The following is an 11,812-nucleotide window of genomic DNA, read 5'->3' as shown; positions in this document are numbered from 1 at the left end:
GGGTTCCTTAGAGGTTGCCGGCGCCCGGCGTCGGTTGATCGTCGGGGTAGAGGATGGCGTCGGCGATCCGGCCGGCGACCCCGTCGAGATCGGGAAACAGCACGCCGCGATTGATGCCGGCCGTCTGCAGCTGCGCGCGCATGGGACCGAACGCGTCGGGCGGGATCCGGATGTAGCTCAGGCGCTTTTTGAAATTCGCGTTGGTGTCGAGGGAGACGTACTTCATTCCCAGACCGTCTTCAACGCCACGATGAACGCTGAACCAGCCGTCCTGCGCCGCGATCCGTCGTGACACGTGCCGTGGCTTCAGCAGCTTCGTCTCGGCAATCTCGAGCGGGTTCGCGCGCTCGCCTGGATCGATCATGTCCGCGTCGGTCGCCGCCAGCAGCCACACCGCGGCCGCCTTCGATATGCCATCTTCGCCCTTGACGGCTGGCCGCTTGATCGCAAACCACAGCGCGGCCAGTGCACTGCCGGTCCAGTCGAGCAGCCGCGTGGGCATCGCATGGTGCTGCGCGATCGCCAGCCAGTCTGCATCCGCGAGTTCGACCGTCGACTCCAGGTGCGGGATGCCGCGCTGCTTGAATTCGCGCAGCATGTGCTGCTCGGTATCGGACCTGACGCGGTTGACGTACTGGGGGCGCGCGATCCCCGGCTTCAGCAACCAAGACTCGTCTTCCTGACCGCGAAACAGCGAAATGCGGTAGCCCAGATCCGGAATCCCCTGGGTCCAGCGATCCACGAGGTCCAGGAACGTCGCAAGGTCGCGGGCCTCGCCGAAACCCTTTGCCGTGCGCTTGTTTTTGAAGGTAACGGTCACCGGTGACTCCTGTGATGGATGGTTTGCGGCATTGGAGGTATGGCATGCGGCACTTCACTGCACCCACGCAGCGTGCACGCGTCGACGTCGCGGCTCAGGAGGTCGGCGCCGGACGAGGGGCGTTCGGCGTGGTCGACGCGTCGTCCCCGCGCGTCGCCGGCGGGCTCGCCTGGTGTCGATCCAGCAGGAAGGTCGCGGCCGCCACGGTCGCCTGCTTCACGAAGACGGCGTACCCGCGATCGAGCGGCGGCAAGTGGCTCGACGCGCCGTGCGCGGTGCCGAAGTGGGTGCGGAGCGCGCCGATCCCGCCGCAGATCGACCGGATGCCACCGAGCATCTGCTCGACATCGCCCTTCAATTCCCGCGAGTCCGGCCAATCCAGACTCTTTTGGCACCCCTTGACGAGCGGGCCCATCGATTTGTCGTCCGGCAGTTCAACGCCTCGCTCTCGCAGCACCTTCACGCAGACCGCTTCAAGGAATCGACTGCAACGCGTCAGCGCATCGGCGGTGTCGTGGTGCGTCGCTTCGACCGCGTCTTGCCACAGCCGCCCCAGATTCTCGTCACCGACGGCCGCGAGGCTCGAAGTCATTTCGGCGTCGATCACAGTCGACTCGTCTTCAATAACCTTTTTTACTGCGGCCAACGAGCCGTCGATGCGGGTCTCCCGTGCGCCGAACTGCTCCGCGATCTGCTTGAAGAGCGAAGCGAGGATCGCGTCTTCCATCATCTTCTCGCGCCAAACCGGGTCGCACGTTGTCAGGTCGACACGCTGCCACGGCCTGCAGTCCATCTCGACGCCGTGGTAATCGTCTGCCTGGTCGTCCCCGCTATACCGGAAGTCCACGCTCAAGCGGCCATCCGCGAAGTGAAGCCGGCCGTAAACCCAATCGTCCTCCCCCCAGTGATCGAGGTTCGCGATGTCGCTCACGGCGCTGATCGCGTGTTGGCCAACCGCCGCCGTCAAATCGGCGATCAATGTTTCGACGCGTTCCAGCAGTACGACTGCTTTCTGCTCGAGACGCTGGCGTTGCGCCAACAAGGCGTTGATCGGCTTGTCCATGTGGTTGTTGCGCCGGTGTCCGGCGAGTTCACGTTTATCAGGAAAATCATCCGTGGGGCGTGAGGCTCAACAGCGACGCCGCCGAGCTGAGCACCACGGCGACGGCGGTGAGCGCGGCCGCGATGCGGTTGCGTTGGCCCGCCCGTTCATTCTGTCGCCATGCGGCACTCCGCCAGGCCAGGGCCTCGAGTTCGGGAATCACCGGCATGATGCCGCCCGGATTGTCCTCCATCGGATCGAGCGGCACGTGGGTCGACCAGACCCAGGCGAGCGCTGCGGCCAGGCCGACCAGCAGCCCGCCGGCGGCACACCACCAGGCAGCGGTCCCGCACCACGCCTCCGTGCAATACACCATCGTGCGTCCCTTCAAAAAGCCCGCCCCTCAGGGGGCGGGCGCGTTGGATTAGTGAAGCGGGCAGCTGGCCAGCAGGCAAGCCACACCGACCACAACGAGCCAAACGGCTCGGCGACGCCAGTGGGGGCGCATAGCGACTCCTTTGAGGTCCAAGGTGCCGCTATAGGTGTTCAAAACGCACACAAACCGCGTGGCCGCCACGCTCGCCCGGCCGCTTTCCCGCATGCGGGAGCGAGCGCGGGCACCGGCGATGAACGCGCCCCCTCTGCCCCCTCCTCGCCGAGTCGTAATCGGGTCATAGCGGATTTTAGGCCATTAACTGCAAGTCCGCTAATACGAATTAGCGGACTTAGCGACGCGCCTGAAAAACCCGGCCGCGGCCGGGTTGCCCAAGCGCGTTCACGCGCACAGGATCAGGTACACCGCCAGCAAGGCATGTTCAGGGCGGCGATCGCCGCCAGCGGGTGAACCAGCCCATAGCTGGCCGGCCAGAGCGACGACAGCCCGCGGTCGACGGCCGCCAACGCGATCAACCACGCTGCGGCCGCCAGGCCCCTGCCCCACCCGCCTTTCTTGAACTGCATCGCTACCAGGGTCATCGTCGAGTTCCTTTGGGTTCACACGGTGGACTATCGCGCCGGCCGAATCCACCGGCCCGCCGGCGTGGGCGTTACGTCGTCGGCCGCAACCAGTTTTCGACCGGCAGGCCGGCGACACGGGTAAATTCGGCCGTGTTGTCCGTGACCAGGACGGCGTCGACCGCCAGCGCGTGCGCGGCGATCAGCATGTCGTTGGCGCCGATCAGTTGGCCTTGCTTCTCGAGGTCGGCCCGCAACCGCCCGTAGCATCGGTCGGCGTCGGGCTGCAACGGCAACACGGTCAGGCTCGCCAGCAGTTGCTCGACCCGCTGCGCGAGCGTCGACGAACCACGCTTCCAGACGCCAAATCGCAGCTCCGCGGCCACGATGATCGAGGTGCACACTTGTTCGGGCGACGTCTGTCCGATGCGGGTGGCGCAGGCGCCGCGTGGGTCGCGGATCACGTTCGACAAGATGTTAGTGTCGAGCAGATACAGCGTCATTCGATGTCGACCGGTTCAGCCGGCAGGTTATCGATGTCGGGAAACGTTTCGTCCAGCGGAGTCCATTGGGCAAACAGCTCACGCAACGGCGCGGCCTCCACGGGCTCGATGATCAAGCGCCGGCCTTCCCGGTGGATGGTGACTTCCGAGACCGGCAACTCGAACTCGCGCGGGATCCGCACGGCCTGGCTGCGCCCATTGCGAAACAGGCGCGCGTGGCGGGTGTCATGGGTTGGCATGGGACAACTCCTATTCAAACGAAACGGCATATGCCACAGCATATCCTCGTTTGGTTCAGTTCGCAATCATCGCCGAGGCGCGTCTCGTAAGTAGAGCTATCAGATGTGGCACTTTTGCCCCCGGTTCGACACGGCGAACATCGGGCTGTATAAAGATATATCTCTATACAGCCCGATGGGATGATGCCCTTCTTCACCTCGGCCGATCACGACGCGGCCGTGCAGGCCATGCTCGACCACCCCGAGATCGGCAGCCGTCACCTGCGCGGCCTGATGAGCGGCATCAAGCGCCGCGCCCGGGCGCGCGCGGTGATCGCGTTCGTCCAGGCGATCGCCCCGCCCCCGCCCGATACGACGATCGCGACCACGCGGCAGCTGATGCACGCGCTGTTCGGTCACGCGGTCTCGGTCAACGACCTGCACCGCAACTTCGCCACGCCCGGCCGCCGGGCCAACGATCGAGCCGATCTCGCGGCGCTGGCCGCCTGGCTGGCGCTCCACCGGGAACGGCTGGCGGCCGCGGCCGAGGCCCGGATGGTAGAGCTGGAGAGCGCCTGGCAGCAGTTCACGGCGGCGGCCGCAGAGGCGGCCGGCGAGATCCGTACCGCCAGTCGGCCGGGACGACGCGGCGAAGCCTAAGCGTCTATACCTGATGGCGGATCAGGCGCAATGCTGTTTGGAGATATATCTGTATACAACATTGAATCGCCCATGAAAGGCCAAGCCGCAGCCGGGTTATCGTGGGTGAAAGCGTGTGCCATTCAAATGCCGGCGGTCTTTCGCGTGGTCTAGTTCACCTGTGGCGGATCCGGCCAAGTCGAGCCCAGCGTATTCAAGATGGTGCAGGCCACGCGTAGCGAGAGTATCCGTAGTATTGCCGCAGTCGCCGCTCGTCTACCGTCGGACGGTCCGCTTCCTGTCAAAGCTCGGACTGGACACCTCTCCAACGGAGTGGGCCGTCCGCACCGAGCAGAGCCAGGCGGATCGGCTTGCGCGCCGCTTCCTCAACGCTTCCCGCGCCGCGGTAGCGTAGTTGCTCAAATCGGTTGCCGTGAAGCCCGGGCACGCTGCGTTGACTTTGATGTTGGTGCCATCGAGTTCGATGGCGAGTGAGATTTTCGATGCCTAGTCGACGCCAATATACCCACGTGAGCAATCCGCCGAATTGTCCTTCAGCGCGAGTGCCCCCGCGCTTGAGATATTGACGATGCGGCCAGCCAGCGCTTTGCGCAGACGCAGCAGCATCGCTTACAAATCACGGCGTTTGATTGTCAGGAACATTTTTCCTGCATGCGGGAAAAGTGCGGGCACTGACTCGGCGTCGGCGAAACGTAAAGGCCGAGGACACCACTAACCCACTCGGCCCCATCTGAGCATCGTGATACGTTTGCGGCTCTCGAACGGGTCGACCCGCACAAGATAATCGGCGGACGCAGTTCACTACCCGCGAGTTTATGGTGAGCGGGTTCCGCCTACCCCGCGCAAGCGTGTGAGAGGACCAGAAAGGGTGATAGGCGCACAGCGATGTCCAAAGCACTGCCTCGCTGGAAAACCGATAGGTCTCGTCACTCCAAAAAGAAACGGGCCAGAAGGCCCGTCCTGCTATTAGGTCGACTTTCGCCACTCCGGCAGCTCAGGCGCAGAGCGCACGATTTTCTTTCTCGCAGCCAGACGCAAATGTGCCTTTGTCTCCGCCGTGAGCGGGGATGGCTTCTTCTTCCGAAGCGCGACTTCCACTACAACCTTGCGCGCAGCGAGCTTGGTAGCGGCCTTTTCGGGTTTCGTGACTTCGCTCATATCAGATCCTTCTCCAGCAAATAGTCTAGCGGCTTTGCCCAGGATCGACTGCCCGAGCCAAGATCGAACTCCATCAACCGTTGCGACCCATGGACTTCCTACCAAGGGTGATCGCAGGCAATGAGATCCTGCGCGGTCCAACAATCTGCAAACGCTGGAATCGCCCGCTCATGTGGCTCTGTAGGGGCGTCGAAGCCAATTTTAGGCCAGTAGCGGTAACCAATCAGGTGTTCGTCGTAACCCTCCCCACCTCCGGCGAGAAGGGTAATCCGACGATAGCCAAGGCAATGTGCAGTTATCGCGCACAACGCAAACGCGACTGTACCGAGATAGTCAGGGGCTTGGCGGCGGAGGAACACATGATCGATGTGCAACGCTTGTCGGCCCGCTTCCTCGATATCACCAGCTAGTTCCTGTTCATTTTCATCGACGCTATCGATGCCATCTTCAAGGTGAAGTGACAGGCCACCCTCGACATCTTTATACATACCGATGCGATTTTTGTGAGGGTGTTGAATGACCGCTGGCTGAACGGCGGTGAGAGATCGCTCCCAAGCTCGTACTCGGCTTGAGCATGTACACGGGCGCCATTGAATATCATCAGCAACTGCGCGTATTCAGCGCTGCTGATGTCGACGCCATCGAGTGTCACTTGGGTTGTGGCGTCGAACTGGACGCCGTCCTGACGAAACACGCCGGAGAGATATTGGGTCGCGAGATCGGATGCGCGCAGACGATCGTACGGCATCCGCAAAACTCGATCAAAGTAGGGGGTGCGAGGAAGAGCCATAGGGGCGAGTGAGGTCGGCAGCCTAGCCCAGTCGCCTGCCGAATTCGGGAATTCAAGTGCATTCCCGGCGGTGCGATGCTTTCCCGCACGCGTGAATATTCGAGGTTTCTAGCGCGAAGCGGCCCAAGTATTGGGTGTCCCCATTGGGGACACTGCCCAGTTTCCTTCTCGAGCGATGACCGCTGAGACCGCACGTGTCCCCAATGGGGACACGTGAAAGCTCGTAAAAAAAGCCCGCGGATCGCGGGCTTGGCTGGACGTCGCGGGGCCTCAGTCTGGAGCGGAAAATAGCTGCGAAATAAGAGCCCGGATCTTCTCTTCCTTTTCTACGGTGAGCATTCCTGCCTTGATCTTCACCGTAAAATTGCCCGCGTCCCTTGTGATGGAGCCCGCCTGATTCTTTCCCGCAAAAATCTTATCGATCTGGCGATCGCTCACAGCGCCGCCCTTACCATCGCTTTCGATCGCGAGCTTCATCGCCTTCGCAAGCTTCGTCTGATCGAGCTCACCGGCAACCACCTGCGCCCATTGCTCTTGGGCAATCTCAATCGCACGCCCTTCACGATTTCGAAGCACGGCGACAACAGCCTCTGCAGCATGGGCACCGAGTAGCCGAGGCTGAAGCTCAAGGTCCTTGATGATGAAGGCGGGCAATTCCGCGAACGCCAAATACCGATAGAGCTCGGAACGAGAAATTCCGAGGCCCTCGGCCATCCGCTTCCGATTCGGAAACTCCTTCTCTGTTTCGCGTACCGAGCGAGCGATCTCGTAGTCGGTGAGGCCGTCGCGCACAACGTTCTCGACCAAGGCAAGCATCGCCATATCCTGGTCTGAGATGTCGGTAATGACGGCCTTGATCGTGTCTTTCCCGATCATCTTGTGGGAACGCCAGCGTCGTTCCCCCGCCACGATTTGGTAACCCGACGCCGTCTTTCGGACGACGATAGGTTGAATCAAACCCGACTCGCGGATTGACTCCGCGAGCTCGGTGAGCTTAGCCTCGTTGAAGATCCGGCGAGGTTGCCACGGATTGGGAACGATATCCGCAACCGCCAATTCGTGCGAAGTGGTGCTCCGCTCGAGGTCCAAGATCCGAGCCTGAGCGGTCGCGAGTGCGGCCGCCATTCCAGGTGCAGTTCTTGGGGTAGCAGGCTTCTCAGGCTGCGCTGCGAGCTCGATGTCCTTGGCCGCGCGCAAGCCCGCTGTCTTGCTCATCATCCGTTCTCGCAAGTTACTCATGCCTCCGCCCTCCAGCGTGCGACCGACTGGTCGTCGATCCATTTACAGTGGTCCATCAACGGTTGCTTCACCCGCGCCAAGGTCTTCGCGACGCCGTCGGATCGAGAAAGATCGAAGACGGTCGACAGCGCCAGCGCACCATTGCTCATTACCGAGCTCGCAGGGATTTCAGTCGCCGAAAGCCAGTCGCCGTACGCTCGTTGAGCCCAGACTCGGACCGCTGGTGCGGACGACACCGCACCATAGTCAACCTTCGAGAGCAATACCGAAATGAAGTCATAGGTCTTGTCGAGTTCGTGGTCGACAAAGCCTGCAGCAATTTCGGAGAACAGTGACCAGAACGACACCGACGAGATGAAGTCGAGGCTTTCCGGAACAAGCGGCATGACCATCGCGTCAGCAGCCATGAGCCCGTTCAGCGTCAAATAGGACAGGGAGGGGGCGGTGTCGAGAATGATGTAGTCATACTCGGAACGAAGCGGTTCAATGCCGCGACGCAGAACTGACCAGAATTCATATCCCGGATTTTCCGCCTGAGCTGTCGGCAGGTGGAATTCCGCGTCATGCAAATAGTTGTGCGCCGGAATGACGTCGATCCCATCCCAATAGGTCGACTGGACCTTTGACGCAAGCCCCCCCTCCATGGAGGGATCGTAGATAAACGGAAGCACTGTGTCTTCCCACGTCACATCCTTCTCTGCATACAGCCCGCAAAGCTCCGAGAGCGAAGCCTGCGGGTCGAGATCAATGACGAGGACCCGGCGGCCACGCAAGCTAAGCGCCTGGGCCTCGCACATCGTGATTGTCGTCTTGGTCGAGCCGCCCTTGAAGTTTGCCGTGATCAGGACCCGGCCGCGATGCTCGCCCTTACCAGTGACGAGAGCGGTCTGAAAGATGTTCGAAGCCTTCTGCACCCACGTGCGCGCTTCAGCCAACGTGAAGATGCGAGCGCGGCCCGAGCCGTGAGCTTCGCCAGGCGGCAGATCGCCGCCTTCCTTCGTCGCCATATAGTTGATCTTCTGGCGATCGAGGCCACACATCTCGCTCAGTTCGCCGATCGTAAATACCGGCGGGTTCTTACGAGGCCGCGGGGCCAAGATGTCCTCACGAAGCTCGTCGGTCATCACAGATAACCGCTTTGCGAACTCGCCAAGCTGAGATAGCTTCACCTGCCGCGCAACTGCTGGCAACTCGCTCATTTTCATTAGACGCTTCCTCTTGAGTTCAACGGTGAGGTGCTTTTTTCACGCTCACCGCAGATTTATACGGTTCTGCAGTTTTTAAACACGAACCGTAGAATACTAGTAAGACCGAAGAATCGCTATGTAATTCGCGTCGGGATCTGATTATTCGCCCGCTCGGCTCCAAATACCGGCGCCCATCGGCTTTTCGCAGGGAGCAGAAGCATCGGGGCAGCGAAAGGTGAGGTGAATTGTGCGGTGGGAACTCGCCGTATGGCCTTGTTCGCAGCGCCCCTACACACAATTTCCCTCACCTTAGGCGATCCATGCCCCTGGTGAATTGGCATCGTTTAGGCGGAATACACAATTCACCTCACCATCGTTCGCGGTCTTTAGGCTAAAAGAACCTTGGAAGTACCAGGGAGTACAGCGCCTTGAGCCCTTGTGGAATTCGACCGTCGCACACAGGCTTTCTCACCCGGCCGCCTCTCTTGTTTGCCGGGTTGGTTGTTGTTGTAAACGAAGAAAACCCACCAACCACAAACAGCATAGGCAGACTCCTTATAAATCAATGCGTTAGGTTAGAAAGGTGAGGGGTTGTGTGCTGAAGGCGCTGTGGATTGAGACCGAAGGTGAGGAAAAGTCCACAGAATGGTGAGAGTAATTGGCGACTAAGGTGAGGTTTTTGGGCGCGGGGGTGAGGCGAATGGGCTCAAAGGTGAGGTGAAATGTGGGCGTTGCATGCCGAAGGTGAGGTAGTGTGTGTTGACGGGTCACTTTGCCGCCGGTACATTACGCTCCAATATGACAAATGCAGCGAGATGGCGGAGGGCGGCATGGCGGAAAGAGGGCAATTGGCGACGTCTCAGCAGTTGGCGCTTGCCCTGTTCGATGATGCGTCGGCAGAAGGGCTGCCAGTCGATAGCGCAAGGTCAGATATTGGTTTTTCTCGTAACAACGTCCTCATTCGAATCGTCGACCTAGGTGTGGCCGCTCGCCGCTTGATCGATGCAGCGTACTTCATTGTCGCCTACGACGAACGGCCCCGTGACCTCTATGACGTGGAGTTGGACTATTTCAAATGGCTCATGCGCTACTCGAGCCGCAACAACACCCACCTCGAGCAGGTCATCACCGAGGCGCAAAAAGCCCTTATCCAGGCGACGGCGCCCGCGGACGCTGACGGTGAGCGGCCTTTCGGTTCGACGCAACTGATCGGCCGTATCTCCTACCAGGGTGGCCGCTTTCAATTCCGCGTCCCGCCCGATCTGATTGGAATTATTCGAGGGAAGGGTAAGTCGCATTGGTTGAGTCTGCGCATCACCTCGATGTTCACCTTGTCCTACGCGCGGGTGATGTACGACCACTTGCTTCCGCACGCGGATGAAGGGCAGACCGACTGGATCCCACTCGACGAGTTGCGTGGATGGCAGGGAGAGATGGGCGCGAATGCGCAGGTGTTCAAGTACTTCAAACGAGATTGGCTCGAACCGGCCGTACAGCAGATCAACGAAGTTTCTGACCTCTCCCTTGCGTACGAAACGCGGAACCTGCCGGGCTCGCGAAAAATTGGCAGTCTCCGGTTCCGAATCAGCCGTAAAGATCTCGCCGAACGGGTGTTGCATACGCACGAGCACGCCAAGGAGATCTATCAAGCCCTGAAGCAGGAGTTTGGGCTTTCGACAGCGCAGTTCAATCAGATCGTTGGCGATCGAGACACCTACACCGATGAACGTCTCGAGCAAGCGATTGACCGTACTCGATTCAGCTTGAAGTTGGGCAAGGTGACGAAGAGTCCGGCTGGCTTTTTCATGAAGGCTCTCAAAGAAGGTTGGGCAGTCTCCGATGCTGAGCGCGAAATGGTGCAGGTTCAGCAGTCTCTCATTGAGCGTGAGCAACAAGAGACCGAAGCAAAGGCACAAGCTCAAAACCGCGTGGCACTGCAGGCCGCAGCACAGGAGGTGAGTGCGCAGGAGCGGATGGGCGATGAGGTTCGGCAGGGCTGGGACGCGTACGAGGCCGCGACGCCGGAACAAAGAGAGGATTGGCGTCGCAACTACAAACGGTCTCCTGCTGCGAAGCTGACGATGCGTCGGTTGAGTATCGATCCAATGGCCGACTTGAATGAGGCTTTGCTTTCGCAACATGAGTCGCTGCGAGCGGCGTTTTCGCTCTACGTCTTCATGCAGACGCGTCCGATTCGAGCAAATCTAGGGTGAGGGGCGCCTGGCAGTCAGAGGCCCCCGTTTTTGTAGACAGGGGCTGTGAAGTGCGAGGGGATTTGTCGAAGAGTGGAGTGCGGTTGATCGTTAGTTGCGTTCTTATCGGCCCGATGTCAGCCTTCTCCTGGGCGCGCAGTCAATGCGATCCTGCGTGATATTTCTGAAATAGCGACGCCAGGGTTAGCATTTCTGTCGTTCACCTGGGAGAAGAGGTTGTCTTGGCAAGACCGAACATTGTCATGCGACTCATTGTCGATCTCGTCATCGAGAATCCGGGAAGTACCGGCCGAGAGATTGCAACAATGCTGTACGCACGAGATGTCGATCCCCAATCGGGGGAAATGAAACGAGTGCGTGTTGCATTGAACACGCTATGCAAGCAGGCGTGGCTGCGTTGCCGCGTAAAGAACGGGCTCAATCGATATCGCTTCAATCGGCGCCATCCGCCGAAGAAGGACGACGACGTCCGCCTGGGGCCCGATCCATCATCGTCAACGTACGCGGCGCGTACTCTTGAATACCTGGTGCGTGAAGCCGAGCACGGGCGGTGGCAAGTCAGCGTTGAGGGTTTGCGTGCGATGCTGCGGATGCCGGCGAACTATCGTTTTCACAAGATCAGGCCGTGCGCGATCGATCCGGCTGTCGAAAAATTCAATCTGCAAACCAACGTCATGGTTAGCTGGCAACCGATCAAGGATGGGAATGTGGTTCGCGCGTTGGACTTCCGCTTTGCGCGACGATGACCACTGTCTGTTGATTTGCACGGAATCCTGACCCACGGGGGATTCCGTGCAAATCAACAGTCGGTGATCACTTAACCGGCAAGGCGCAACGAATCTTCCCCCTATTTAAAGCCATTAAGCGTAACCCTAATAATAGGACTTATCACGGTTAAATTAATTGGGGTCTGACTAATATGGTGATCGTCTCCGTTTGGGCTGCGCTGTCGGCGGTGGGGCGGCGAGCGCAGGCCGACGACGCGTGCTCGATATCTGCAACAGCGGGCACCGGGTGTCGGCCAAGTC

At 60.1% G+C, this 11,812-nt stretch carries 13 protein-coding genes; 3 read left to right on the top strand and 10 right to left on the bottom strand.

Annotated features, from left to right (window positions below):
• Positions 1–7: 7 nt before the first annotated feature.
• The 6 genes from BX604_RS37885 to BX604_RS37860 all read right to left on the bottom strand — a co-directional run bounded on the left by BX604_RS37885 (position 8) and on the right by BX604_RS37860 (position 3,558).
• Positions 8–820, bottom strand: a complete 813-nt coding sequence (locus tag BX604_RS37885) for an FRG domain-containing protein (RefSeq protein ID WP_098557245.1) — start codon at positions 818–820, stop codon at positions 8–10.
• Between the two features lie 94 nt (positions 821–914).
• Entirely contained in the window at positions 915–1,883 is a 969-nt protein-coding gene (locus tag BX604_RS37880) for an abortive infection family protein (RefSeq protein WP_098557242.1), read from the bottom strand.
• 46 nt (positions 1,884–1,929) lie between these two features.
• Positions 1,930–2,253 (bottom strand): hypothetical protein, encoded by a 324-nt coding sequence (locus BX604_RS37875; RefSeq protein WP_257146515.1) that lies wholly within the window; start codon positions 2,251–2,253, stop codon positions 1,930–1,932.
• A gap of 398 nt (positions 2,254–2,651) precedes the next feature.
• Positions 2,652–2,837, bottom strand: coding sequence for a hypothetical protein (locus BX604_RS37870; protein WP_257146514.1), 186 nt, complete (start codon positions 2,835–2,837; stop codon positions 2,652–2,654).
• A gap of 71 nt (positions 2,838–2,908) precedes the next feature.
• Positions 2,909–3,319 carry a type II toxin-antitoxin system VapC family toxin gene (locus BX604_RS37865; protein WP_098557237.1) on the bottom strand — a complete coding sequence of 137 codons (411 nt, stop codon included), beginning with the start codon at positions 3,317–3,319 and terminating at the stop codon, positions 2,909–2,911.
• On the bottom strand, positions 3,316–3,558 hold the full coding sequence (locus BX604_RS37860; protein WP_006029598.1) for an antitoxin: 243 nt from the start codon (positions 3,556–3,558) through the stop codon (positions 3,316–3,318). The genes BX604_RS37865 and BX604_RS37860 overlap by 4 nt, the downstream gene beginning before the upstream one ends.
• A 183-nt stretch (positions 3,559–3,741) precedes the next feature.
• On the opposite strand from BX604_RS37860, the gene BX604_RS37855 reads away from it, so the two are divergent.
• On the top strand, positions 3,742–4,197 hold the full coding sequence (locus tag BX604_RS37855) for a hypothetical protein (protein WP_257146513.1): 456 nt from the start codon (positions 3,742–3,744) through the stop codon (positions 4,195–4,197).
• A 966-nt stretch (positions 4,198–5,163) separates the two neighbouring features.
• Here the strand turns inward: BX604_RS37855 and BX604_RS37845 are convergent.
• The 4 genes from BX604_RS37845 to BX604_RS37830 form a co-directional block, all read right to left on the bottom strand.
• Entirely contained in the window at positions 5,164–5,355 is a 192-nt protein-coding gene (locus tag BX604_RS37845) for a hypothetical protein (RefSeq protein ID WP_098557232.1), read from the bottom strand.
• Positions 5,356–5,761: 406 nt separating this feature from the next.
• Complete coding sequence (locus tag BX604_RS39870) at positions 5,762–6,103, bottom strand: hypothetical protein (RefSeq protein ID WP_257146512.1); 342 nt, start codon at positions 6,101–6,103, stop codon at positions 5,762–5,764.
• A 312-nt stretch (positions 6,104–6,415) separates the two neighbouring features.
• A complete protein-coding gene (locus BX604_RS37835) occupies positions 6,416–7,384 on the bottom strand; it encodes a ParB/RepB/Spo0J family partition protein (RefSeq protein WP_098557230.1) in 969 nt (322 codons plus the stop codon).
• Positions 7,381–8,589 carry a ParA family protein gene (locus BX604_RS37830; RefSeq protein WP_098557228.1) on the bottom strand — a complete coding sequence of 403 codons (1,209 nt, stop codon included), beginning with the start codon at positions 8,587–8,589 and terminating at the stop codon, positions 7,381–7,383. Before BX604_RS37830 ends, BX604_RS37835 begins: the two co-directional genes overlap by 4 nt.
• Before the next feature lie 812 nt (positions 8,590–9,401).
• On the opposite strand from BX604_RS37830, the gene BX604_RS37825 reads away from it, so the two are divergent.
• Together BX604_RS37825 and BX604_RS37820 are read left to right on the top strand one after the other, a co-directional pair.
• Positions 9,402–10,784 carry a replication initiation protein gene (locus BX604_RS37825; protein ID WP_098557368.1) on the top strand — a complete coding sequence of 461 codons (1,383 nt, stop codon included), beginning with the start codon at positions 9,402–9,404 and terminating at the stop codon, positions 10,782–10,784.
• Positions 10,785–11,026: 242 nt separating this feature from the next.
• On the top strand, positions 11,027–11,530 hold the full coding sequence (locus BX604_RS37820; RefSeq protein WP_098557225.1) for a replication initiation protein: 504 nt from the start codon (positions 11,027–11,029) through the stop codon (positions 11,528–11,530).
• Positions 11,531–11,812 lie beyond the last annotated feature (282 nt).

Source organism: Burkholderia sp. JKS000303 (assembly GCF_002563755.1).
Taxonomy (GTDB): domain Bacteria; phylum Pseudomonadota; class Gammaproteobacteria; order Burkholderiales; family Burkholderiaceae; genus Burkholderia; species Burkholderia anthina_B.
Note: the sequence above shows the minus strand (reverse complement) of the source record. Positions and strands in the feature narration are given on the sequence as shown.

Coding starts and splice junctions, on each gene's coding strand:
- BX604_RS37835 (WP_098557230.1), bottom strand. CDS start 7,384: ATGAGTAACTTGCGAGAACGGATGATGAGCAAGACAGCGGGCTTGCGC.
- BX604_RS37825 (WP_098557368.1), top strand. CDS start 9,402: ATGGCGGAAAGAGGGCAATTGGCGACGTCTCAGCAGTTGGCGCTTGCC.
- BX604_RS37845 (WP_098557232.1), bottom strand. CDS start 5,355: ATGAGCGAAGTCACGAAACCCGAAAAGGCCGCTACCAAGCTCGCTGCG.
- BX604_RS37820 (WP_098557225.1), top strand. CDS start 11,027: ATGCGACTCATTGTCGATCTCGTCATCGAGAATCCGGGAAGTACCGGC.
- BX604_RS39870 (WP_257146512.1), bottom strand. CDS start 6,103: ATGCCGTACGATCGTCTGCGCGCATCCGATCTCGCGACCCAATATCTC.
- BX604_RS37880 (WP_098557242.1), bottom strand. CDS start 1,883: ATGGACAAGCCGATCAACGCCTTGTTGGCGCAACGCCAGCGTCTCGAG.
- BX604_RS37860 (WP_006029598.1), bottom strand. CDS start 3,558: ATGCCAACCCATGACACCCGCCACGCGCGCCTGTTTCGCAATGGGCGC.
- BX604_RS37830 (WP_098557228.1), bottom strand. CDS start 8,589: ATGAAAATGAGCGAGTTGCCAGCAGTTGCGCGGCAGGTGAAGCTATCT.
- BX604_RS37855 (WP_257146513.1), top strand. CDS start 3,742: ATGCCCTTCTTCACCTCGGCCGATCACGACGCGGCCGTGCAGGCCATG.
- BX604_RS37870 (WP_257146514.1), bottom strand. CDS start 2,837: ATGACCCTGGTAGCGATGCAGTTCAAGAAAGGCGGGTGGGGCAGGGGC.
- BX604_RS37865 (WP_098557237.1), bottom strand. CDS start 3,319: ATGACGCTGTATCTGCTCGACACTAACATCTTGTCGAACGTGATCCGC.